The following is a 22,241-nucleotide window of genomic DNA, read 5'->3' as shown; positions in this document are numbered from 1 at the left end:
AGGACGATCATGTCCACTCGACAGGAATCCAATCCAGGACTGACCCCGCGCAGGGTCTTCTCTGTGCTCGCCGCCACGGCGGGGGCGTTGGTGCTCGCGGGCTACCAAGTTCCAGCACCACCTGCCACCTCGGCTCCGCCGGCCGTGACCGAGACGGTCACGGTGACCGAGACGGCCGCCCCAGCCGAGACCGCCGACGGCGACACAGACAGCAGCGACACAGGAACGGACGGCTCGTCGGAGACCAGCTCAGACGTCTTCGACCCGGACGGAAGCATCGAGGGTGCAGAGAGCGTCGCGGAGATGTTCTTCACCGCAGTGGATGAGGGCGACTGGGTGACGGTGGCCGACAAGTCAGGCGACCCCGAGATCGTGTCGCAGATCCAGAACAACAGCGACATCCGTGACGCCTTGACCCAGTACGCGGGGTCGCCGGTGACCTGCGTGCATCGTGACGACGACCGCATCCAGCAGACCCTGAGCGACGCCTTCACCGTGATCGACGACACCTACGCGTGCACCCGCGTCGACGTCGAACCGCTCGACGCGGAGTTCTGGACGTTCCCGATGCTCTTCATCTCCGTCGATTCCGCCGGCGAGATGATGATCGTGTACCGCACGGTCACCTACTGGGACTGAGCAGCGGGGATGGTTCGGCCAGTGTGGATGCGTCGGCCGGTGTGGATGCTTCAGCGGCGGCGGATGCGGATCGGCCCCTCGGCCGTTGCGCCGTCGACCACCTCACCACCCTGGGTGATGTCGACCTCGCCCGACTCGACGAGTCGCCTCGCGGCGGCCCTCGCCGCCTCCATCTCATCTCGCCACTCGTCGCCGCCGACGATTCGGGCCGCCTCCGATGGGCAGATCGTGGCCCCTTCGGCGCGCTTGTCAAGGAGATCGAGAATCACCCGCTCGAGCTCGCCTCCTGCGCGATCGGGGCCGCCCGCCGCGCTCACAGCAGCCGCTCCGCCAGCACCTTCGCCGTCGCTTCGGGATGCACGCGGTGGCCAACCGACTCGGCGACCTCGACGAGCTCCGACCCAGGCAGGGTCTCGGCAAGCCGCTTCGCTGCGCTCGCGAGGAACGGGAACGTGTCGCCGCCCACGACGATCGTCACGGGCACCTGCACGGCCATCGCCTCCGTGGGCGTCGACACCTGTCGCACGAGCTGCGCGTCGTAGACGGTCGACTGCGCGAGCGGCACGAGCCCAGGGAAGATCGGGCTCTGCTTGATCTGCTCCACGAGGGCAGGGTCAAGGCCCACGCCTTCGAGCTGGAAGGTGGAGACGGCCGTCGCCTCGTCGCCATCGTCGACGAGCCGCTGCAGGCGCTCCGCGAGGTCAGCGGCGGGCTCGTGATGTCCGAAGCGGAACGGAGGCTCGGAAAGGAAGAGATGCCGCACGGGCACGCCCAGCGACGCGGCGAGGAGCGCGAGCACGGCACCAGAGGAATGCCCGATGACGCTCACCCGACCGCCGACCGCGTCGATGACGGCCGCCAGGTCTTCAGCTTCGCGCTCTGGCGCCGAGGGTTTCGTGTCGCCGCTGTCCCCGCGAGCGCGACGGTCGTAGGAGACAGCCGCGAATCCCGCCCGGACGAGCGCCATCGCGAACTCCGTCACATCGCGAGCCGTCGAGAAGGCGCCATTGACGATGACCACCACAGGCCCCTCCCCGCGGATCTCGTACGCGATGCGGGTCCCGTCGGCGGAGGTGGCGACCTCGCGGTCGACGCGCACCCCACCCAAGTCGTTCTGTTCTGCTGCAACCATGTTCCTGCTCCCCTGCGCCCGCAAGTACCGGCCTCGGTGCCCGCACTCGACTACGACGACAGTCTGCACCCGGCCACCGACAAAACCAGGCGAAAGCCCCCGACGAATACGTCGAGCCCCGCACTGCAGTCCATCCCTGCAGCGCGAGGCTCGGCGCCATCCACGCTCTGTCGCGGTCTATTGTCCCCCGCGCAGAGCTACTTCACATAGCCATTCGGGTTGAGCACGTACTTCTTCGGTGCGCCTGCATCGAAGTCCGCGTAGCCCTTCGGCGCCTCGTCGAGCGTGATGGGGGTCGCCTGCACTGCATCCGCGATCTTCACCTTGTCGAAGAGGATCGCCTGCATGAGCTGGCGGTTGTACTTCATGACCGGGCACTGGCCCGTCGTGAACGACAGCGACTTCGCCCAGCCGAGGCCGAGACGGATCGACAGCGAGCCGACCTTCGCGGCATCGTCGACGCCACCCGGGTCGCCCGTCACGTAGAGCCCGGGGATGCCGAGCGCTCCGCCGGCCTCCGTCACGGTCATCAGCGAGTTGAGCACCGTCGCGGGCGCCTCGTGCCCCGCGTCCGAGCCGTGCCCGCGGGCCTCGAAGCCCACCGCATCCACACCGCACTCGACCTCCGGCACGCCCAGGATCTGCTCGATCTGCTCGCCCGGGTCGCCCTTCGAGACATCGACCGTCTCGCAGCCGAAGGATCTCGCCTGCGCCAGACGGTCCTCGTTGAGGTCGCCGACGATGACGCACGCTGCGCCCAGCAGCTGGGCGCTCACCGCGGCCGCGAGGCCGACGGGCCCAGCACCCGCGATGTAGACGGTCGACCCTGGTCCGACACCCGCGGTGTATGCACCGTGGAACCCGGTCGGGAAGATGTCGGAGAGCATCGTCAGGTCGAGGATCTTCTCGAGCGCCTGGTCCCGGTCGGGGAACTTGAGGAGGTTCCAGTCGGCGTACGGCACGAGCACGTACTCAGCCTGCCCGCCGACCCAGCCGCCCATGTCGACGTAGCCGTACGCGCTGCCCGGACGGTCGGGATTGACGTTGAGGCAGATGCCCGTCTTGCCCGCCTTGCAGTTGCGACAGCGCCCGCAGGCGATGTTGAACGGCACCGAGACGATGTCACCGACCTTGATGAACTCGACGTCCGGCCCGACCTCGATGACCTCGCCCGTGATCTCATGCCCGAGCACGAGATCGACCGGGGCAGTGGTGCGGCCGCGCACCATGTGCTGATCGGAACCGCAGATGTTCGTGGTCACCGTGCGAAGGATGGCGCCGTGCCGCACCTGCCGACCCACGTTCGCCGGGTTCACGCCCGGCCCGTCCTTCAGCTCGAACTCGGGGTACGGGATGTCGATGACCTCGACCTCGTTCGGCCCCTTGTACGCGACAGCTCTGTTGCTCGCCATGATCTCTCCTTTGAGTTGAGCGGATGCTGCGTGCGGTGCGCGCGAACGCGCAGCCCTGCGAACGTCTCTGTTACGCAGTGTTTCGAGGCTATGGTCCGCCCCCACGCCACGCCAGGATCAGGGGCGGATGAGGGGTGGATGCACAGGCGCGTGTCCGGGTGACCGACCGCGACCTTTCCACTGGTCCATCCGGAATAGCCGCGACGATCCCGTGGTTGTTGTAGCTGCAAGCACCCCCTTGGAAGGAACAGCACATCATGGCAATTGTCATCACCGGCGCCACTGGACAGCTCGGCACCCTCGTCATCGACAGCCTCCTCGAACGAGGTGCTGCTCCCGCCGACATCGTCGCGGGCGGGCGCAACGTGGAGCGCCTCGAGCAGCTCGCCTCGAAGGGCGTCCGCACTGCCGTCATCGACTACGCCCGCCCCGAGACAGCCGCAGAGGCAATCAGCGCCGGCGACACCGTGGTGCTCATCTCCGGCAACGAGGTCGGGACCCGGGTCGCCCAGCACGAGACGATCATCGACGCGGCGAAAGACGCAGGCGCGGCCCGGATCATCTACACGAGCGTCCTCGGCGGCGACCCCGACGCCCTCATCCTCGCCCCGGAGCACGTCGCCACCGAGTCCCTCATCCGCGAATCAGGCCTGACGTACACCGTCGCCCGCAACGGCTGGTACACCGAGAACTACATCGCCGAGATCGCCCAGGGCGAGACCACGGGCGTCATCGCGAACAGCGCCGGCAGGGGCCGCGTCGCGAGCGCGTCGCGCGCCGACTACGCGTCGGGCATCGCCGCGCTCGCCCTCGAGGACGGCCACGACGGCAAGGTCTACGAGTTCTCCGGCGACAAGGCCTGGGACTTCGACGAGTTCGCGAAGACCCTCGCCGACGCCATCGGCCGCGACGTCGAGTACCGCGCACTCACCACGGAGGAGCACGCGGCGGCCCTCACCTCGAACGCCGTCGACGAAGACACGATCGGCTTCATCACCGGGCTCGACGCCAACATCCGCGACGGCGCCCTCGGCCTCACGACCGGCGACCTCTCCCGCGTCTCCGGGCGACCGACGACCACCCTCGCCGAGACGCTCCGCACCCTGACCGCGTAGCGCCGCGAGCTCGGCGCGCAGCGTGCCGCCGCGACCTGAGGCTCCCGACTCTCGACTTGCCCGCTTCCGAGATGGGTTACACGCACGCAGATGGGTTGCAGAGCATCCGCGTGCGCGAACGCCATCCCGAAACGGAAGCGGCAGCCAGAAACGGCGGCGGCAGCACGCCGAGGCGACACACTGCAGCCCGCCGCAGGTCCCGCAAGGCCAGGCGAGCCGGTGCGGCGAGCACGCACGCAACGCCCCACTCGGGATGGAAAACTCACTCCGTTGCGGAAACTTTCCCAGCACGAAGCGACGTTCCCATCCCGAGACGAACACGGAGACGAGACGAGCACGGGGACGGGACGGGACCCGCGTTCGGCCGCACGGCCGAGCGGATGCGCGGAGCGGCTACCGCAGGGGCTGCGCGGCGAGCGAGCGCGGCCGGCTCAGGGAGAACAGCTCGGGCGCGGCGCCCGGGCCGTTCTCGGCGAGGTCGGCACCGAGTCGCCCGATCGACGGCACGAACTTGAAGCCCTCCCCCGCGAATCCGGCGAGGACGACGATGCGGCCGACTCTGTCGACCACGAACCTGGCGTCGTCGGTGGTCGTGTAGGTGCAGCTGATCGGTTCGGCGCTCTCAGCGTCGACGCCGGGCAGCCAGTCGCGGGCGTACTGCCTGATCGCGTCGAGCTGCGCCGGCACCGGCAGGAAGTCGCGCGAATCGGGGTCCACGATGGGCCCAACTCCGTGCCAACCCGCTTTGATGCCCTCGCCCGGCGTGAGCATCCCGTACACGGGGGAAAGCCACCCCTCGTACCCGGGGCGGCCGAACGCCGGGAGGTGGTTGAAGCTCGGCCAGTCGATGTAGCCGTTGAACTCGCGGAAGTGCACGGGTGCCTCCTGCGTGACCCGCATCCGCGGCAGCTCGACGATTCCGGCGAGCAGCGTGCGGGTCCACGCGTTGACCGCCGAGACGACGACCTTCGCCGTGATCGTCTCGCGCGCGTGGCCGCGGTGCTCCGGCGCCTCACCCCACGAGTGGGCCTCGACGACGACCCGATCGGTCTCCTCCACGACGCTCACGGCGCGCTTGCCCCAACTCAGCTCGGCCCCACTCGCCGCGGCCAGCTCAGCCATGCTGGTGAGCGCATCGGCGGCCCGGACCCGGCCCGCTCTCGGCAGGTGCAGCACCTCGGTATCGAAGCGGATGCCCGGCCACCGCTCACCGGCATCCTTCGTCGAGAGCAGCTCGGCCGCCTCCCCTCCCGCGGAGATGGCGGCGTGGACGTCCGGGCTCGCAGCCCCCGGCCCGTGGTTGACGAGGCCGACGAGGTCGAGGATCTGCCGGCCGGAGTCGAGCTGCAGCTCGGTCCACAGCGCGCGCGACTCGTGCAGCATCGCGACGAGGTCAGGCTGCGTGTACGAGGTGTTGAAGTTCCGAGTCGCACCGTGGGACGCGCCCTGGTGGTGGCCGGACTGGAACTGCTCGAGCAGCCGGACACTCCTGCCGCGCCTCGCCAGCTGCCACGCGGTCGACAGCCCCATCGCTCCGCCGCCGATGATGAGCACGTCAACGTCAGTCATGACGCAACGCTACTCGCACTCACCCGGGTCACTTCCTGGGTACGATTGCCGAATGCTCACCGTCTCCGGTCAGCGGGAGAAGATTCTCACCGCGTACATGAACCTGCTCGTCGATTCCGGCGTGCGCGGGACGACCCTCGAAGCCGTGGGCACGACCTGCAAGCTCTCGAAGGCCGGCGTCCTCCATCACTTCGCGTCGAAGCAGGCCCTTGGCGAGGCGCTTCTCGCCGAACTGCAGGCGCAGGCGCGGGTCGACGCCGACAACATGCTCGGCGACCTCGACAACGCCGTGTCGTACTACATCGTCTCCTCGCAGGATCGCGACAGCCTCCTCGAGCGTCTCGTCGAGGCCGTCTACCGCCTCGCGCAGACCGGCGACAAGGATGCGCTGGATGTGCTTCGCCAGTGCCGCGAGGGCTGGTTCGACGCGCTCGTCCGGGCCATCGGCGACCCAGCGGTCGCGCGCCTCGTGCTGTTCGTCGGAGACGGCATGAACCACAACGCGCTGCTCAGCGTCGGAGCGGGCAGCGAGAAGTTCATCAATGCGGAGTCGACGGCCGAGATCATGGGCGCGATCGAGAAGCTTCGCGCGTAGCGAGCCGCCCAGGCATTCTCCCCTGGCATCCGCCCACGTCTGGAAACACAACCGTTACGACGGGATGCGAGAAATCCCTCGGCGCGTCACCGACCGAATGGTAAGTTCAGCACCACTCCGCGAACGCGGCAGGCCCTTTGATGCGGGAGACAATGATGACCAACGCACAACCCGGCCCGATCACCGAAGCACTGGCGACGCAGACGCCAATCGGTAAGGGCCTCGCCCCAGCACGACTCGGCATCTGGGGGTCGACCGTCATCGGCCTCGCCTCGACCGCCCCGCTCTTCTCCCTCGCCGCGACCCTCGGCTTCGTCGTCATCGCCGTCGGCGAGCAGGCGCCGATCGCGTTCATCCTGGCGTTCATCCCGATGATGTTCACCGCATTCGCGTACCGCGAGCTCAACAACGAGCTCAACGACTGCGGCACCGTCTTCACCTGGGCCGCGAAGGCCTTCGGCCCCCGCACCGGATGGATGTCCGGTTGGGCCCTCGCGGTCGCAGGCATCCTCGTCATGGCGAACCTCGCCGAGATCGCCTCCGTCTACATCCTGCTGCTCATCGGCGACGGCTCCCTCGCCGAGAATCGCGTGGTCGTCACCCTCTTCGGTGCGCTCATCATCGCGGTCATGACCTGGATCTCGATGCGCGGCATCGAGCTCGGCGAGAAGATGCAGGTGGTGCTGCTGATCATCCAGTACGCCGCCATGGCCGCGTTCGTCGTCGGCTGCCTCATCGGCTACGCCAACGGCACCGCGCCCGACTCGACCCCCGTGAGCATCGACTGGTTCAACCCGCTCCTCGCCGACGGGCACGGCATGGTGCAGGCCATCATCCTCGCCCTCTTCATCTACTGGGGATGGGACACCTGCCTCGCCCTGACCGAGGAGACCAAGGACCCCAAGAAGACGCCGGGCCGCGCAGCCGTGCTCTCGACGGTGCTGCTGCTCATCACCTACGTCGGCATCACGATCGTCGTCATGATGTACGCCGGCCTCGGCGACACCGGCACCGGCCTCGCGAACGAGGAGAACGCCGACGACGTCTTCTCCGTGCTCACCGACCTGGCGATGGGCCCGTGGGGCTGGTTCCTCGTGCTCGCCGTCGCCGTCTCGTCGCTGTCGTCCTCGCAGACGACGATCCTCCCCACCGCGCGCGGCACCTTCGCGATGGGCGTCTACAAGGCCCTGCCCGCACGCTTCGCCGTCGTCAGCGAGAAGTCGAAGACCCCGACCTTCTCGACGCTCCTGATGGGCATCGTCGCGATCGTCTACTACGTCGGCATGAGCTTCGTCTCGAACAGCGTCCTCCAGGACTCCATCCTCTCCATCGGCCTCGCCATCGCGTTCTTCTACGGCATCGCGAGCTTCGCCTGCATCTGGTACTTCCGCACGAGCCTCTTCTCGTCGGCACGCAACTTCGTGTATCGCTTCCTGTTCCCGCTGCTCGGCGGGGTGTTCATGGTGTGGGCGTTCGTCCAGTCGGCAATCGACATGGCGAACCCCGAGTACGGCTACACGACCTTCTTCGGCCTCGGCAGCGCGTTCGTCATCGGCATCGGCTCGTTTGTCATCGGCTTCATCCTCATGTTCGTCTGGGCCGCGATGCCCGGATCGAAGGACTACTTCGAGAAGCGCACCATCAACCGCCACTCGGCGATCCTCGCCCCCGAGGACTGATCCCCGAGGCGAGGCGCCCTGCAGTTCCGCAGGGCGCCTCGCTTGCTCGCCACCACCTACCAACCGCACGGTTTACCCCCGCGAACCGGGCGCCATCCATCGCACGTGATCAACGAAAGGCCAATCGTGCACATCCTCATCATCGGTGCAGGAGGCGTCGGCGCAGCCGCCGCCCGCATCGCGAAGCGCCGCAGCTTCTTCGACTCCTGCCTCATCGCCGACTACGACCCCACCCGGCCAGAAGACCTCGTCGCCGAACTCGACGACACCCGCTTCCACGCGGCGCAGGTCGACGCATCCGACCCCGCAGCCGTCGAGGCCCTCGTCCGCGACAACGGCATCACGCACGTCCTCAACGCCGTGGACCCACGCTTCGTGATGCCCATCTTCACGGGCGTCACCGCAGCCGGCGCGACCTACCTCGACATGGCGATGAGCCTCTCGAAGCCGCACCCCGAGCATCCGCACGAGCAGACGGGTGTGAAGCTCGGCGACGAGCAGTTCGAGCACGACGCGGCGCTCAAGGAGCGTGGCGTGCTCGCCCTCTGCGGCATCGGGGTCGAGCCCGGCCTCTCCGACGTGTTCGCCCGCTACGCCGAGGACGAGCTGTTCTCCGAGATCGACGAGCTCGGCGTGCGCGACGGCGCCAACCTGACCGTCGAGGGCTACGACTTCGCCCCGTCGTTCTCGATCTGGACGACGATCGAGGAGTGCCTCAACCCGCCCGTCATCTACGAGCGCGAGCGAGGCTGGTACACGACACAGCCCTTCAGCGAGGCTGAAGTGTTCGACTTCCCAGAAGGCATCGGCCCCGTCGAGTGCGTCAACGTCGAGCACGAAGAAGTGCTGCTCATGCCGCGCTGGACCAACGCGAAGCGCGTGACCTTCAAGTACGGCCTCGGCCAGGAGTTCATCGACGTGCTCAAGACGCTGCACATGCTCGGCCTCGACAGCACCGAGCCCGTCAGCGTCAAGGGCCAGCAGGTCTCGCCCCGCGACGTCGTCGCCGCGGTCCTCCCCGACCCGGCCAAGCTCGGAGACCGCATGCGCGGCAAGACGTGCGCCGGACTCCTCGTGACCGGCAAGGGCAAGGACGGCGAGCCCAAGCAGGTGTACCTGTACCACGTGGCCGACAACGAGGAGACGATGGCGAAGGACAACTCGCAAGCCGTCGTCTGGCAGACCGCCATCAACCCCGTCATCGCGCTCGAGCTGCTCGCGACGGGCGTCTGGTCTGGCGCGGGAGTGCTCGCACCGGAGGCATTCGACGCGAAGCCGTTCCTCGAGCTCCTCGGCGGCGCCGAGCCGTCAGGCTACGGTTCGCCGTGGCACGTGCAGGACCGCAGCGCCGAGCTCACCGCGTAGACCGCCAGCTCGTCTGCTCGCCTGTCCAACATCAGTGCACTATCGGGTCGAAAGCGCCGTTTTGGCGCTGCTTGGCCCGATATCGCACTGATGTTGGACAGCGACCCCGCAGCAGCCGCCGATCTCGGCGCGGCCAGAATGCTCGGCGCGGTCGGGATGTTCGGCGGCCGGGCCGGCACGCCCCACTCCGAGCCTGGCTGCGTGTGCCGCCCGGTGGCCAACTTCCGTGCTGAACGAGGCCCTGGCGCGACTACGGACGCTGCGAGCGCCAGTTCATCACGCGAGTTGGCCGCGTCAGCGCGCGAGGAGCCGCTCGATCTCGGCGGCGGTCGGGATGCTCGGCGAGGCGCCGCGCTTCGAGACGGCAAGGGCGCCGGCCGCCGCTCCGTACCGGATTGCGGCTTCGAGCGACTGCCCGCTGGCGAGGGCCGCCCCGAGCGCGCCCGCGAAGGCGTCACCGGCAGCCGTCGTGTCGACTGCCTCGACCTCGATCACCGGGAACGTCTCAATATTGTCCCTGGTCACGAGCGTCGTCCCGGCTCCACCCCGCGTGATGAGCACAGCGCCGACGCCGCGGTCGAGGAACCAGCGCCCGGCGTCCGCGGCGCTCGCCTCGCTGTCGACGACGATGCCCGTGAGCATGCGCGCCTCGGTCTCGTTCGGTGTGACGATGTCGACCGACGCCCACACCTTCTCGTCGAGGGCGATGGCGGGCGCCGGGTCCAGGATGGTCGTGAGCCCTGCATCCCGTGCCGTGCGCAGGATGCTCTCGGTCAGCCGCTCGGGCGTCTCCAGCTGCGTGAGCAGCACCGAGCTCGTCGCCGCGGCGTCGCCGATGCCCTGCAGCACCATGGACTCGTCGAGGGTATCGTTGGCCCCCGGCACGATGACGATCGAGTTCTCGCCGGTCGCGTCCACGCGGATGTGCGCGATCCCGGTCTCGCCAGCCACGGTTCGCACGCCGTCGACTGCAACCCCGGCGGACCGGAGCTCCCGCAGGACCATCTCGCCGAAGGTGTCGTCACCGACGCACGCGATGAATGCAGTGGGTGCCCCCGCTCTGGCGGCCGCGACAGCCTGGTTCGCACCCTTGCCGCCGAGGGCGAGGCTGAAGCTCCCGCCGCGCAGCGTCTCGCCCGGCTCGGGCGCGCGCGTCGAGAAGGCAGTGAGGTCGGCGGAGACACTGCCGACGACAAGCACCCCGGCTCGTTCCAAGCTGCTCATGCGCGCTTCGAGCGCATCGCCTTGAGCTGCTTGAGCGACTCGTCGCCCGCCTTCTCTTCGTACTCGTCGGTGCCGAGCGGAACAAGCGCGATGCGCGCCTGCCCGTCGGAGTGAATTCCCCAGCCCCAGCGCTTCCCGAGCGGCGAAGCGCGCAGGCACGCCTGGTCCTTCGCGAAGAACGCAGCGCGGGCCGCCTCGCGCTCCTCGTCCGGGATCGCGTTGCGGACGGCGTAGGTCTCGAACAGCACATCATCCGACGTGTACTCGTACGGATGCTCGCTGACGAGCTTGTGCTGCAGGCTCGCGATCGTCGGCCCCTTCGCCGACTCAGGCGGCGCCTCAGCCTCGTCAACGGGGCAGTCGTCGGCGATCTGGATGAACGTGCTGGTGTAGTTCGTCGTCCCCATGGGCAGAGCCTACGGGTCCGCGATGCCGGGGACCAGAGAGGCGCACCGCAGGTCATCCGCTGGGTGCACACGGCCCTCGGCCCGGCAGTGGTGCGGACGCGAAGAAGGCCGGATGCTGGGCATCCGGCCTTCTCGTGCGCGTTCGGGGGGAACGCGCGACACTATCGGGGGGGGGATCGTGCCTCAGCCGCCGAAGCGACCAGGTTCTGCGACTACTGGGCGAGCGTCGCCTGCACGTCGAGGTTGATCGTGACCGTGTCACCGAGCGTCAGGCCGCCGGCCTCGGTCGGTGCGTTCCAGTTGACGCCGAAGTCCTTGCGGTTGATCTTCGTGACCGCCTCGAAGCCGAGCTTCTTCTGGCCGTAGCCGTCGGTCGTGATGCCACCGAACTCGACGTCGAACGTGACGGGCTTGGTGACGCCGCGCAGCGTGAGCTCGCCGTCGACCTTGACCGAGTCGCCTTCGACGCGCGTGGCGGAGGAGGCGAACGTGAAGGTCGGGAACTCCTCGGCGAGGAAGAAGTCGGAGGTCGCGAGGTGCTGGTCGCGTGCGGGCTGCTTCGTGTTGACGGATGCGACCTCGACCTCGGCGTTGACCGTGGACTCCTCGATGGTCTCACCGGTCGTGATGACGCCCGAGAAGGTCTCGAAGCCGCCACGGACCTTGCTGATGGCGAGGTGGCGGACGACGAAGCCGACCTCCGTGTGGGTGGGGTCGATGTTCCAGGTGCCGGCGGTCCAGCCGTTGATGTCTGCTGCGCTGATGCTCATGTCTTCTCCTGAAGGCTCGGGTGTTGTCTCGGTCAAGTCCTGGACAACGTAACACATTGTTGCGGATACAAGTTATTCAAACGCATAGAGATGTGACGGTATTCCGACCGGCAGGAGAAACTTCGGTGAACTCGTCGACGACCCCACCGAACGTGGCGAGCAGCTAGGCCTGCTGCTGCTTCGCGGCAGCGCTCACCGACTTCATGAAGCGCAGCACGTTGTCGTCGACGAAGATGTCGTTCGGCTGCAGGGGTCGCGACAGGTGCAGCCCATCGAGGGCGCGGATGCGCGACAGCGCCACGTAGGTCTGCCCGGGCGAGAAGGCCCTCGCGCCGAGGTCGACCACCGCACGGTCGTAGGTCTTCCCCTGCGACTTGTGGATCGTGACCGCCCACGCGAGACGCAGCGGGAACTGTGTGAACTCCCCCACGACGTCGCGCGACAGCTCGCGCGTATCCGGCGAGTACGAGTACTTCAGCTTCTCCCACACCAGCGGCTCGACCTCGTGCTCGTCACCGTCGATCTCGACGTAGACGGTCTTGTCGATGCGCGTGACCTCGCCGATGGAGCCATTCACCCAGCGCCCGTCGGAGTCGTTGCGCAGGAACATGACCTGCGCGCCGACCTTCAGGTCGAGGCGCTCGTCGGCGGGGAAGTTGCGCCCGCCGAACTCGCCGGAGATGTCGGCGTTGGCGGTCATCGATGCGCCCGGCAGGCGCTCGAGGTTCTGCGCGTTGATGCGCGACACCTGCGCGTTGCGGGACGCGAGCGTGATGGTGCCGTCGGCCGGGGCAGGCCTGGCGCCGACCGTGTTGAGACGGTTCGCCATGTCGGCCGTGACCTGCCCGTACCTGACGGCCGTGAGGATGTTCTTGAACTCGTCCTCGTGCTGCCGGTGGATCTCACGCAGCGCGTGGATGCGCAGCTCCGCCTCCTGCCACACCTTCGCGTCGAAGAACCAGAGCGAACGGTAGTGGTCGCGGAAGTACGCACGCTCGTCCGGGTCGGACGGCGGGACGGGTGCCAGCTGGAACGGGTCCCCGAACATGACGAGCTGCACGCCGCCGAACGCCTCGTTCTTGCGCTGCCTCGCCTGCCGCAGCGAGCGGTCGATGGCGTCCATGAGGTCGGCGCTCACCATCGACACCTCGTCGATGACCAGCGTGTCGATCTTGTTGAGCAGCTTGCGGACGTCGCCGTTCTGCTCGATCGGCGCATCCCCGATGACACCGATCGGCAGCTTGAAGAGCGAGTGGATGGTCTGCCCGCCCACGTTGAGGGCCGCGACTCCGGTCGGCGCCGCGATGACCAGCTGCTTCGAGGTGTGCCACGCCAGGTGGTTGAGCAGCGTCGACTTGCCGGTTCCGGCGCGACCCGTCACGAAGAGGTGGTCGCGCGTGTGCTCGATGGCGTCGAACACACCCTGCTGCTCCGGGGTGAGGACGATCGTCACTGCTTCGCCCCCTGCTCTGCGTCACGCTCGAGCTGCGCCTCCTGCTCGCGCCGGTCCTGCTTGCGCTTCTCGAGTGCCGCCGTGCGGTCGGCCATCACCTTCAGCTGCGCGTTGTACGCCTCGAGCTCGGCGTCGCCGTCCCGGTCCGCCTTCCGGTCGCGCCGCTTGGCTTCCCGATCGTCGGAGCGAGACCACGAGAACGCGACCAGCATGGCGAGGATGACCGTCGGCACCTCGCCGACGCCCCAGGCGATGGCGCCGCCGATCTGCTGGTCGGTGATCGCGTCCGCACCCCACGGCCTGCCCATCGCCCCGTACCAGTCGGCGAGCAGCAGCCCCGTTCCGCTCATGATGCTGAGGCCGAAGAACGCGTGGAACGTCATGACGAGCACCAGCGCGATGAGGCGCATCGGATAGGGAGCTCGGGTGCCGATCGGGTCGATGCCGATGAGGGCGTTCGCGAACAGGTAGCCGACGATGAGGAAGTCGGCGATCATCCACATGTGCCCGACGTGGTCGGTCACCGCCCAGCGGAACAGCGGCGTGTAGTAGAAGACCAGGAGCGAGCCGGCGAAGACGACGGCGGAGACGATGGGGTGCGAGAAGAACTTTGCCCACTTCGAATGCACGAACTTCAGCGCCCATTCCCGGGTTCCCATGCTGCCGTCGTGTCGCGCGTGCACGGCGCGAAGCAGCAGCGTCATGGGCGCTGACAGCACGAACATGATCGGCACCAGCATGGTGAGGAACATGTGCTGCGTCATGTGGAAGCTGAAGACGAACTTGCCGTAGACGATAAGCGAGCCGTTGACGAGGTAGAGCAGGATCAGGATGCCGAGGACAAACGAGATCGTGCGCCCCAGCGGCCACTCGTCGCCGCGGCGGCGGAGGCGCAGCACGCCGGCGACGTAGAAGAACAGCGCGAAGAGGCACAGGGTTGTCCACATGGGGTCGAGGCGCCACTCGGAGAGCAGGCGGAAGGGCTCGAACTCGGGCGGAAGCGGGTCCCCCGTCAGCAGCTGCGCGGGCGTCGGCGACGCGAGCTGGTCGGCCGTGACCTCGGTGACGGGTGACGGCGTGCGGCCCAGAGCTGCCGCCGCACCGGATGCGATACCCATGAACGCGAGCTCGAGCGAGACGAGCCATACGAGCGGCTTGCGAGTGGAGGCGCCCGGCTCGACTGCGGCGCGCATCCGGTTGATGAGTCCCCGTCGTTGCGCCCAGCCGATGAAGCCGAGCGCGATCAGCACAACCGCCTTCACGATGACGATGACGCCGTAGGGCGTGACGAGCTCGGCGAATGAGCCGATGTTCGCGACGCTCGCGACGACCCCGGACGCGGCGACCACGATGAAGGCGATGAGCGCGAGTGTCGAGTAGCGCTCGAGCACCGCCACGCGACGGACGTCGGGCAGGCGCGGAGCGAGGATCGCCACGACGAGCAGCCCGCCGAGCCAGAGCGCCGCACCCATGTAGTGCAGGGTGATGCCGCCGACGACGGTCTCGTGGTTCGCTGCGCCCGCGGCGTGGCCCTGCGCTCCGAGCGGCCACAGGCAGAAGAACGAGAACGCCGCGGAGAGGCCGACCATCCAGGCGCTGCGACTCGCGAACACGACGATCGACAGCACGAGAACCATGCCGACCGCAAGCACCCAGGCCTGGCCGAGTTCCAGCGAGGTGAAGAAGAACAGGAGGCCCTGGCCGAAGGCCGCGTCGAACGAGAACGCCGCGTTGGAGATCTGGAGGTACGTGAGGAACGCCGCGGCGAACGTGGAGACCACCCAGGCGGCGGCACCAGACGACGCGATGGTCATCGCCCGCTCGAACTCGGGCTGCTTTCGGCTCGCCGCCCACGCGGCGAGCACCAGCGCGCCGATCGTGACCGACGCGGACAGGTTCAGGGCAAGGCGCGCGATCGGCACGCCCCACATGACGACGGGGCCCGGGTCGGAGACGATCAGGGCCTTCGCTCCGCCGCCGTACGCGAGGCCCCAGACGACCGCGATGAGGGCGGCGAGGAGGAAGAGCGCGGGGCCGAGGACAACCATCCGCTTCGTGTGGAGCGACCAGGAGTCCGCATGCGCGCGGTTGCGCTCAGCCTTGCTGGCGGTCTTGTCCGCGGCTGCCGCCGTCTTCTCGTCTCTGGAACCGGGGACGAGGGGCGTAGGCATGATCATCAAGTGTAGATCGTCGCCGCCGGACGGGCTCTTCATCCACAGGCGGATGCGGTGTGAGCCGCGCACACGGACGCGGGGCCGCTTCCGAGTGGAAGCGACCCCGCGTGCATTCAGGCGCGAACGCTACTTGGCTGCAGCCTTGAGCTTCGAGCCAGCCGAGATCTTGACGCCCTTGGACGCGGCGATCTGGATGGCTTCACCCGTCTGAGGGTTGCGGCCGGTGCGCGCGGCACGAGCGGTCTGCTCAACGGAGAGCCAGCCCGGGATCGTGACCTTGGTGCCCTTGGCAACGTTCGAGGCGAGCTCGCTGAAGAGTGCGTCGAGGACGCTTCCAACAACAGCCTGGCTCTGGCCGGTCTCAGTCGCGATCGCGGCAACGAGTTCGGTCTTGTTCACAGTCTTGTCTGCCATATGTCCTCCTTAGGACGCGGCCCCGCCCTTGCGAGTGCAGCATGTTGGGTTCAGAAGTCCTGCAGTTCCGCGGGATTCCGCGGCAGGACCTTCGTCAACCTACCAAAGCGAAGGCCCGTGGCATGCAGATTCGCCTGACACGCCGTGTCTTGCCACCGAATTCACCGGTTCACAACCCCTCTGGACCGGATCGATGCCCGGATCGACGCCAAAATCCCCAGAACCGCAGGCAGTGCCGCACGACGTGCGACCCGGATCGGGATGCGGATCAGCGTCGCTTGATCTCCGGGAAGTCATCATCGCGCCACTCATGCTCGATCCGGTTGCCTTCCGCCTCGATCTCCCGGTTGCGAAGCTCGACACGGCGGATCTTGCCGGATGCGGTCTTCGGCAGCTCGAAGAACTCGAGTCGTCGGACCCTCATGTACGGCGGCATGACCGACCGTGCGTGCCTGAGCACCTCGAGGGCCGTCTGCCGGTTCGCCTCCCACCCCGCTGCGAGGGTCACGTAGGCCTTCGTGATGTTGAGCTTCGTCGCGTCCGGCGCCCCGACGACCCCCGCCTCGGCGACGGCGTCGTGCTCGAGCAGGAGGCTCTCGACCTCGAACGGCGAGACCTTGAAGTCGGAGGACTTGAAGACGTCGTCGGTGCGCCCGACGAAGGTGATGCATCCGTTCTCGTCGCGAGTCGCGACGTCGCCCGTGTGGAAGTAGCCGTCGCGCACCGCGTTGTCGGTCGCCGCGGGCGAGCCGAGGTACTCGGTCATGAGGTTCACGGGGCGCTCGCCGCGCATGTCGAGGCAGATCTCGCCCTCGTCGCCAGCCACCCCGGTGAGGGGGTCGAGCAGCACCACGTTCATGCCGGGCAGCGGATGCCCCATCGCGCCGGGCTTGATGACGGACCCGGGCGCGTTCGCGATGAGGGCGGTGGTCTCGGTCTGCCCGTAGCCGTCGCGGATCTCGAGGCCCCACCAGTCGTGGATGCGCGCGATGACCTCGGGGTTGAGGGGTTCGCCGGCGGAGAGCAGTTCCCGCATGGCCCGGGGCTTCTCGGTCCTGCCGTGCTGCACCAGGATGCGCCACACCGTCGGCGGCGCGCAGAACGAGGTCGCACCCGCCCTGTCGAGCTGCTCGAGCAGCAGCCCCGCATCGAACCGCTCGTAGTTGACGACGAACACGGTGGCCTCCGCGTTCCAGGGCGCGAAGAAACTGCTCCAGGCATGCTTGCCCCAGCCGGCCGCGCTGATGGCGAGATGCACGCCGCCCGGCTCGACGCCGATCCAGTACATCGTCGAGAGATGCCCGACCGGGTACGAGCGGTGCGAGTGGACGACGATCTTCGGGTGGCTCGTCGTGCCGGAGGTGAAGTAGATGAGCGCGGCGTCGTCACTTGCCGTCTGCTTCACGACCGGCGCATCCGAGGCGTCGTAGATGTTGTTGAAGTCGAGCCACGAGTCGCGAGCTGCGCCGTCGAGACCGGCACCCACCTGCACGATGCGGTAGCTGCCGAGCACGTTGTCGAACTTGGCCGCGTCGGCCTCTTCGGCGATGACGAGCCGCACCCTGGCTCGCTCGACTCGGTCGTCGAGGTCGTGCGGGCCGAGCACAACCGAGGTGGGCAGGATCACGGCGCCGAGCTTCAACGCGCCGAGCATCGCCTCCCACAGCTCCCGACGGTTGCCGAGCATGAGCATGACGACGTCGCCGCGGCCGATGCCCTGGGCTTCGAGCCAGTTCGCGACTCGGTTGGAGCGGCGACGGAGGTCGTCGAAGCTGTACTTCGCCTCGCTGCCGTCGGCTTCCACGATCCACAGCGCTGTGCGGTCATTGCCCTCGGCGATCTCGTCGAACCAGTCGAGCGCCCAGTTGAAGGTGTCGCCCACGTCTGGCCACTCGAACTCACGGCTCGCTCGCTCCGCATCCGTGCGGAGGGCGAGCAGCTGGTCACGTGCGCTGCGGAAGGCGGAGGCACCTCGAACATCTGACATGCGTGCCATTCTCACGCACGCCACCGACATTGCGCCGCCGATCCGGATGCGCGCGCGCAGATCAGCGCGGCGGCAGGTAGTCGAGGAGCTCGCCCGGCTTGCATTCGAGCACGGCGCAGAGCCTCGCGAGCGTCTCGAAGCGGACCGCCTTGGCGCGGTTGTTCTTCAGAACCGACAAGTTGACGACGCTGATGCCCACCCGCTCCGACAGGTCGACGAGCGTGATACCCCGCCTCGCCATGATCTCGCCCAGATGGCACACGATGTAGTGGGGCTCCTCGAGGGGCTCCGGCACCATCAGACGAGGCCTTCCTGGTCCTGCTCAAGGCGCGCGCCGCGACGCATGATGAGGTTCACGACGAGCAAGATCACCAGGATGAGGAGGAACGTCCACGTCTGGTCGAGGATGGTCGGCTCAGGCGCGTCGGACCCGCTCCACCCGAGCTTCGCGATCGCCCAGTTCGTGCCGAGCAGCTCGAAGAACCCTGGCGCCGCGAGTGCAGCGACGACCAGCCCAGACGACCAGTCGAGGAGGCGGATGCTCTTGCGTCCGAAGAAGTCGCCCTTGGCGAGGTTCCTGGCGAAGAGCAGGAGCATCCACACTGCGGCGAGGCTCAGGACGGCGCCGATGATCTGTCCGATGAGGAGCAGAACAAGCGCACCTGTCGGGAGGAGATCCCCGGCGACGAGGATCGTCGAGGCACCGTCGAGAGGCACATCAGCCCCGACGGGGGTGGGCAGCGAGACGGATGCCCCTTCGAACGACGCGTTGACGCGCACGCTGCCGTCGACGAAGTAGCCGATGACGTTCTCGAGGGGCTTCAGGATGACGAGGCCGGCGGCAGCGATGCCGAGCGGCCAGAGGTAGCCGAGCTCCTTCGCTTCGCGGTCGGTGCCTGCCGGGTTCTGTCGTGCGTTCATGATCTTCCTCCATATCGTTTCTCGATATGCATAACGATAAACGATATGGCTGGATGCGCAACCCCTGGCTCGCACCCCTGAACGCACGAAACCCCCGAGCGGAGACGCTCGGGGGTTTCGGGGAAGCACTACGCCATTGCTGGCGGGCTGGTGGTTACCAGCTCGACTTCGTGATTCCTGGAAGCTCACCGCGGTGAGCCATGTCGCGGAAGCGGACACGCGAGATGCCGAACTTCGAGACGTGGCCGCGGGGGCGTCCGTCGATGCTGTCGCGGTTGCGAACGCGGACCGGCGAAGCGTTGCGGGGAAGCTTCTGCAGGCCGAGGCGTGCTGCCTCGCGCGACTCGTCGGTGCCGTTCGGGTCGACAAGAGCCTTCTTCAGCTCTGCGCGGCGTTCCGCGTAGCGCTCGACGATGACCTTGCGCTGCTCGTTCTTGGCGATCTTGCTCTTCTTGGCCATGTTTAGCGCTCCTCTCGGAATTCGACGTGCTTGCGGATAACCGGGTCGTACTTCTTCAGCACGAGGCGGTCAGGCGTGTTGCGACGGTTCTTCTTCGTCACGTAGGTGTAGCCCGTTCCAGCGGTGGAGCGGAGCTTGATGATCGGACGTACGTCCTGGCTCTTCTTCGCCATTAGAACTTGACTCCCTCCGCACGAAGCTCAGCGACGACGGACTCGATGCCGCGTGCGTCGATGACCTTGATGCCCTTAGCCGAAAGCGTCAGCGTGATCGTGCGCTTCATGGAAGGCACGAAGTACTTCTTCTTCTGGATGTTCGGGTCGAACCGACGGTTGGTCCGTCGGTGCGAGTGCGAGATGTTGTGACCGAATCCGGGAACCGCCCCGGTCACCTGGCACACTGCTGCCATTGTTTCCTCCGTAGATACCGCGGGAACCAGAAGGCCCCGCCCAAGATCTCTTGTCTGCGTCAGTGGCGGTTGCACACCAACACGGTCGCGCCCGAGGGGAACCCAGACGCACCAAGGGTCGAGCTTAGGCGACACGCCCGGCGAAGCGCAAGCTTGGGCCGCAAGAAGACGCGGGATCGGATGCAAGACTCGAGCATGGCCTCTTCCCCCAGCTTCTCCCCTCCCTGCGGTCCTGTCACGGGATGGACCGAGGAGTGGACCGGCGAGGTGCCGCTGGTGCGAGCCACGGGCCTCCGGTACGCCGCGGCACGCAGGTTCGAGACCCCACGACCAGCAGCCGACCGCACCGAGGTCTTCATGGCGACGAGCTGGTCGCCGGCCTGCCCGCAGGCCCCCATGCCCGTGCTCGAGGAGGTGCTCGGCGGCGGCATCGGCGAGCTCGGCGTGGACGAGGACTGCCAGCGGCTCTCGATCACGCTGCCCGGCGACCTCGAGCCCGGAGAGCAGCTGCCGGTGATGGTGTGGATCCACGGCGGCTCGTACGTCTCGGCCGCCGGAGACGCCGCGGTCATGGACCCCGCTCCTCTGGTCGCGGAGCAGCGCGTGGTCGCTGTAAACGTGACGTTCCGGCTCGGCCTGTTCGGGTTCCTGGGTGGCTCGGATGCGCGCCCCGCCAACCTGGGGTTGCTCGACATCGTCGAGGCGTTCCGCTGGGTGCAGCGCAATATCGCGGCGTTCGGCGGCGACCCCGGTCAGGTCACGGCGCATGGGCAGTCCGCCGGCGCGCACGCGATCGCGCAGCTGATGGCACTGCCGGAGGCTCCGAGTCTGTTCCGGCGGGCGATCATCCAGAGCGCACCGCTCAACGTCGAGGGTGGCCGCGAGGAGATGCAGGGCAGGATGCTCGAGGCGACCGCCGAACTCACTGCCGAGAGCCCCGTGGCGGCGGTGGTGCGCGCGCAGGCCGCAGCGCTGCGCGCATCCGCCGAGTACGGCCTGCAGGGTGCGATGTCGTTCAGTCCGCAGCACGGCTCGGATCCGCTGCCGGACACTGCAGGCGTGCTCGCGGGTCGCGATGCGAACGCCCCCGCGATCGATCTGCTCATCGGGTACACGTCGGAGGAAGCGCTGCTGTTCGTGCCGCGCATCCCCGCGACCAAGCGGCTCAGCGAGCTGCCGGTCGTCGGCAAGCCGTTGACGAGGGTGGTCGTGAGCGCGCTCACGTGGCTCGTCTACCGGCGCGATGCGGCCCGGTTCGCGAGGCGGCACGTGCGGGCCGGAGGGCGCGCATCCACCTACGTCGTGAGCTGGAAGGCGCCGCACAACGTGTGGGGCGCGTGCCACATGATCGACCTGCCGCTGCTCTTCGGCGGCGAGCGGACATGGAGTCGTGCTCCGCTCGTGCGAGGCGCCAGCTGGACTGAGATCAACCGTGTTGGCAGGCGGATGCGTGCCGTCTGGGGCGACTTCGCGCGCGGCACCCTGCCCGCCGAGGCCGACAGCATCCCGGGCGCCGCGAGCTTCCGTCGCCGTGGCTGAGCGCCGCTGCTCCGCTGCCCCACGCCTTCTCGCCCGCTCCGCGCGCTTCCCATTCGCGAGTCGGCGGAAACGGTCGCGAAGAGCCGGCCAGAACGACCGCTTGAGGCAAATCGCGGACCGCGCTCGACCGTGTGAGGCGACTCGCGAACGCTGACCTGCCGCTAGCCCAGGAACGCGAGTGCCACCGGCGCGATGATGAGCGCCGGCAGCAGGTCGCCGACCGGGATGGCCCTGAGCGGGACGAGTCGCACCCCGAGGGCGATCAGGATGAGCCCGCCGACGGCCGAGAGCCCGTCGATCTGGGCATCGCTGAAGACATCGCCCGCCAGGAATCCGACGAGTGTGAAGGCGCCCTGGATGATCCCGACCGGGACCGCGGCGAACAGCACCCCCTTGCCGAAGGTCGAGGCGAAGGCCATCGCCGCGAAGCCGTCGAGCACCGCCTTGACGTAGAGCTGGTCGGCGCCGAGCCCAAGGCCGTCGGAGATGGGGCCGAGGATGGCAAGCGGGCCGACGCAGAAGAGGAGCGTGGCGGTCACCATGCCGTCGACGAAGCGGCCGTCGCCATCGGATTCGGACTTCAGTCGACCACGTACCCAGACCGCCAGCCCCTCGAGGCGATCCTCGATGCGCAACCACGACCCGAGCAGAGCGCCGAACACAAGCGACAGCAGGATGATGATCATCGCGAACGGGCCGGCCGCATCCGCGAGCGCTGCAGAGCCCATATCGGCGACGCTCATGCCCCCGAGGACGATGACGAACAGGCCGAGCACCGCGGTCACCGTCGTCTTCGTGCGCTCCTTCAGGCGGTCGCCGAGGAGGATGCCGAGCACGCCGCCGACGAGGATGAGCGCGACGTTCACTAGCGTCCCTGACCCGATGATCACCGTCCGATTATGGTGCAGGCCACGAACGGCGCGAACGCGAGAAGTCTTGAGCGGCCTGAACCGCAAGAGCCGACTGCACAAGGTCAG

Annotated in this window: 23 protein-coding genes; 6 read left to right on the top strand and 17 right to left on the bottom strand. The window is 67.8% G+C overall.

The features are described from left to right. Positions 1 to 9: 9 nt before the first annotated feature. Positions 10 to 639 carry a hypothetical protein gene (locus tag ABVF28_RS06870; RefSeq protein WP_371029940.1) on the top strand — a complete coding sequence of 210 codons (630 nt, stop codon included), beginning with the start codon at positions 10 to 12 and terminating at the stop codon, positions 637 to 639. Between the two features lie 50 nt (positions 640 to 689). On the opposite strand, the gene ABVF28_RS06865 is transcribed toward ABVF28_RS06870, so the two are convergent. The 3 genes from ABVF28_RS06865 to fdhA form a co-directional block, all read right to left on the bottom strand. Beyond that, positions 690 to 956 (bottom strand): DUF3253 domain-containing protein, encoded by a 267-nt coding sequence (locus tag ABVF28_RS06865; protein WP_371029939.1) that lies wholly within the window; start codon positions 954 to 956, stop codon positions 690 to 692. Then, positions 953 to 1,771 carry an alpha/beta fold hydrolase gene (locus tag ABVF28_RS06860; RefSeq protein WP_371029938.1) on the bottom strand — a complete coding sequence of 273 codons (819 nt, stop codon included), beginning with the start codon at positions 1,769 to 1,771 and terminating at the stop codon, positions 953 to 955. The genes ABVF28_RS06865 and ABVF28_RS06860 overlap by 4 nt, the downstream gene beginning before the upstream one ends. Before the next feature lie 197 nt (positions 1,772 to 1,968). Further along, positions 1,969 to 3,183 carry a formaldehyde dehydrogenase, glutathione-independent gene (gene fdhA / locus ABVF28_RS06855; RefSeq protein ID WP_104313265.1) on the bottom strand — a complete coding sequence of 405 codons (1,215 nt, stop codon included), beginning with the start codon at positions 3,181 to 3,183 and terminating at the stop codon, positions 1,969 to 1,971. 257 nt (positions 3,184 to 3,440) lie between these two features. Between fdhA and ABVF28_RS06850 the strand changes: the two genes are divergently transcribed. Beyond that, entirely contained in the window at positions 3,441 to 4,298 is an 858-nt protein-coding gene (locus ABVF28_RS06850) for an SDR family oxidoreductase (RefSeq protein ID WP_371029937.1), read from the top strand. 393 nt (positions 4,299 to 4,691) lie between these two features. On the opposite strand, the gene ABVF28_RS06845 is transcribed toward ABVF28_RS06850, so the two are convergent. Further along, complete coding sequence (locus ABVF28_RS06845) at positions 4,692 to 5,867, bottom strand: FAD-dependent oxidoreductase (protein WP_371029936.1); 1,176 nt, start codon at positions 5,865 to 5,867, stop codon at positions 4,692 to 4,694. Positions 5,868 to 5,919: 52 nt separating this feature from the next. Between ABVF28_RS06845 and ABVF28_RS06840 the strand changes: the two genes are divergently transcribed. The 3 genes from ABVF28_RS06840 (at position 5,920) to ABVF28_RS06830 (ending at position 9,506) form a co-directional block, all read left to right on the top strand. Continuing rightward, positions 5,920 to 6,462 (top strand): TetR/AcrR family transcriptional regulator, encoded by a 543-nt coding sequence (locus tag ABVF28_RS06840; protein WP_181027062.1) that lies wholly within the window; start codon positions 5,920 to 5,922, stop codon positions 6,460 to 6,462. A 155-nt stretch (positions 6,463 to 6,617) separates the two neighbouring features. After that, positions 6,618 to 8,141 (top strand): APC family permease, encoded by a 1,524-nt coding sequence (locus ABVF28_RS06835; protein WP_371029935.1) that lies wholly within the window; start codon positions 6,618 to 6,620, stop codon positions 8,139 to 8,141. A gap of 126 nt (positions 8,142 to 8,267) precedes the next feature. Beyond that, positions 8,268 to 9,506: a saccharopine dehydrogenase family protein gene (locus ABVF28_RS06830; protein ID WP_371029934.1), complete on the top strand. Its 1,239-nt coding sequence runs from the start codon at positions 8,268 to 8,270 to the stop codon at positions 9,504 to 9,506. 294 nt (positions 9,507 to 9,800) lie between these two features. Here ABVF28_RS06830 and rbsK read toward each other — a convergent pair whose 3' ends face one another. From rbsK to rpmB, 12 genes are all read right to left on the bottom strand, one after another. Next, positions 9,801 to 10,730 carry a ribokinase gene (gene rbsK / locus ABVF28_RS06825; RefSeq protein ID WP_371029933.1) on the bottom strand — a complete coding sequence of 310 codons (930 nt, stop codon included), beginning with the start codon at positions 10,728 to 10,730 and terminating at the stop codon, positions 9,801 to 9,803. Continuing rightward, complete coding sequence (locus tag ABVF28_RS06820) at positions 10,727 to 11,137, bottom strand: DUF6157 family protein (RefSeq protein ID WP_371029932.1); 411 nt, start codon at positions 11,135 to 11,137, stop codon at positions 10,727 to 10,729. The genes rbsK and ABVF28_RS06820 overlap by 4 nt, the downstream gene beginning before the upstream one ends. A gap of 212 nt (positions 11,138 to 11,349) precedes the next feature. After that, positions 11,350 to 11,907, bottom strand: a complete 558-nt coding sequence (locus tag ABVF28_RS06815; protein ID WP_068483909.1) for a YceI family protein — start codon at positions 11,905 to 11,907, stop codon at positions 11,350 to 11,352. Between the two features lie 163 nt (positions 11,908 to 12,070). Beyond that, positions 12,071 to 13,360: an ATP-dependent RecD-like DNA helicase gene (locus ABVF28_RS06810; RefSeq protein WP_104313281.1), complete on the bottom strand. Its 1,290-nt coding sequence runs from the start codon at positions 13,358 to 13,360 to the stop codon at positions 12,071 to 12,073. Further along, positions 13,357 to 15,531, bottom strand: a complete 2,175-nt coding sequence (locus ABVF28_RS06805; protein ID WP_371029931.1) for a cytochrome c oxidase assembly protein — start codon at positions 15,529 to 15,531, stop codon at positions 13,357 to 13,359. The genes ABVF28_RS06810 and ABVF28_RS06805 overlap by 4 nt, the downstream gene beginning before the upstream one ends. Before the next feature lie 129 nt (positions 15,532 to 15,660). Beyond that, positions 15,661 to 15,948, bottom strand: coding sequence for an HU family DNA-binding protein (locus tag ABVF28_RS06800; RefSeq protein WP_068483913.1), 288 nt, complete (start codon positions 15,946 to 15,948; stop codon positions 15,661 to 15,663). A 268-nt stretch (positions 15,949 to 16,216) separates the two neighbouring features. Continuing rightward, positions 16,217 to 17,935, bottom strand: a complete 1,719-nt coding sequence (locus ABVF28_RS06795; protein WP_371029930.1) for an AMP-binding protein — start codon at positions 17,933 to 17,935, stop codon at positions 16,217 to 16,219. Between the two features lie 61 nt (positions 17,936 to 17,996). Continuing rightward, positions 17,997 to 18,233, bottom strand: coding sequence for a helix-turn-helix transcriptional regulator (locus ABVF28_RS06790; protein ID WP_104254297.1), 237 nt, complete (start codon positions 18,231 to 18,233; stop codon positions 17,997 to 17,999). Next, positions 18,233 to 18,856 carry a DUF2975 domain-containing protein gene (locus tag ABVF28_RS06785; RefSeq protein WP_104313286.1) on the bottom strand — a complete coding sequence of 208 codons (624 nt, stop codon included), beginning with the start codon at positions 18,854 to 18,856 and terminating at the stop codon, positions 18,233 to 18,235. Before ABVF28_RS06785 ends, ABVF28_RS06790 begins: the two co-directional genes overlap by 1 nt. A gap of 154 nt (positions 18,857 to 19,010) precedes the next feature. Then, positions 19,011 to 19,316: a 30S ribosomal protein S14 gene (gene rpsN, locus ABVF28_RS06780; RefSeq protein WP_104313288.1), complete on the bottom strand. Its 306-nt coding sequence runs from the start codon at positions 19,314 to 19,316 to the stop codon at positions 19,011 to 19,013. Positions 19,317 to 19,318: 2 nt separating this feature from the next. Then, complete coding sequence (gene rpmG, locus ABVF28_RS06775; protein ID WP_068483925.1) at positions 19,319 to 19,489, bottom strand: 50S ribosomal protein L33; 171 nt, start codon at positions 19,487 to 19,489, stop codon at positions 19,319 to 19,321. Then, entirely contained in the window at positions 19,489 to 19,725 is a 237-nt protein-coding gene (rpmB, locus tag ABVF28_RS06770) for a 50S ribosomal protein L28 (RefSeq protein WP_371029929.1), read from the bottom strand. Before rpmB ends, rpmG begins: the two co-directional genes overlap by 1 nt. 195 nt (positions 19,726 to 19,920) lie before the next feature. Between rpmB and ABVF28_RS06765 the strand changes: the two genes are divergently transcribed. Further along, positions 19,921 to 21,264, top strand: coding sequence for a carboxylesterase family protein (locus tag ABVF28_RS06765; protein WP_371029928.1), 1,344 nt, complete (start codon positions 19,921 to 19,923; stop codon positions 21,262 to 21,264). 161 nt (positions 21,265 to 21,425) lie between these two features. On the opposite strand, the gene ABVF28_RS06760 is transcribed toward ABVF28_RS06765, so the two are convergent. Next, entirely contained in the window at positions 21,426 to 22,154 is a 729-nt protein-coding gene (locus tag ABVF28_RS06760; protein ID WP_211891334.1) for a DUF554 domain-containing protein, read from the bottom strand. Between the last annotated feature and the right edge of the window lie 87 nt (positions 22,155 to 22,241).

The sequence above is a fragment of the Pseudoclavibacter sp. JSM 162008 genome (genome assembly GCF_041366455.1).
GTDB lineage: Bacteria > Actinomycetota > Actinomycetes > Actinomycetales > Microbacteriaceae > Pseudoclavibacter.
The sequence above is the reverse complement of the archived record's forward strand: the minus strand, read 5'-3'. Positions and strand labels throughout refer to the sequence as shown.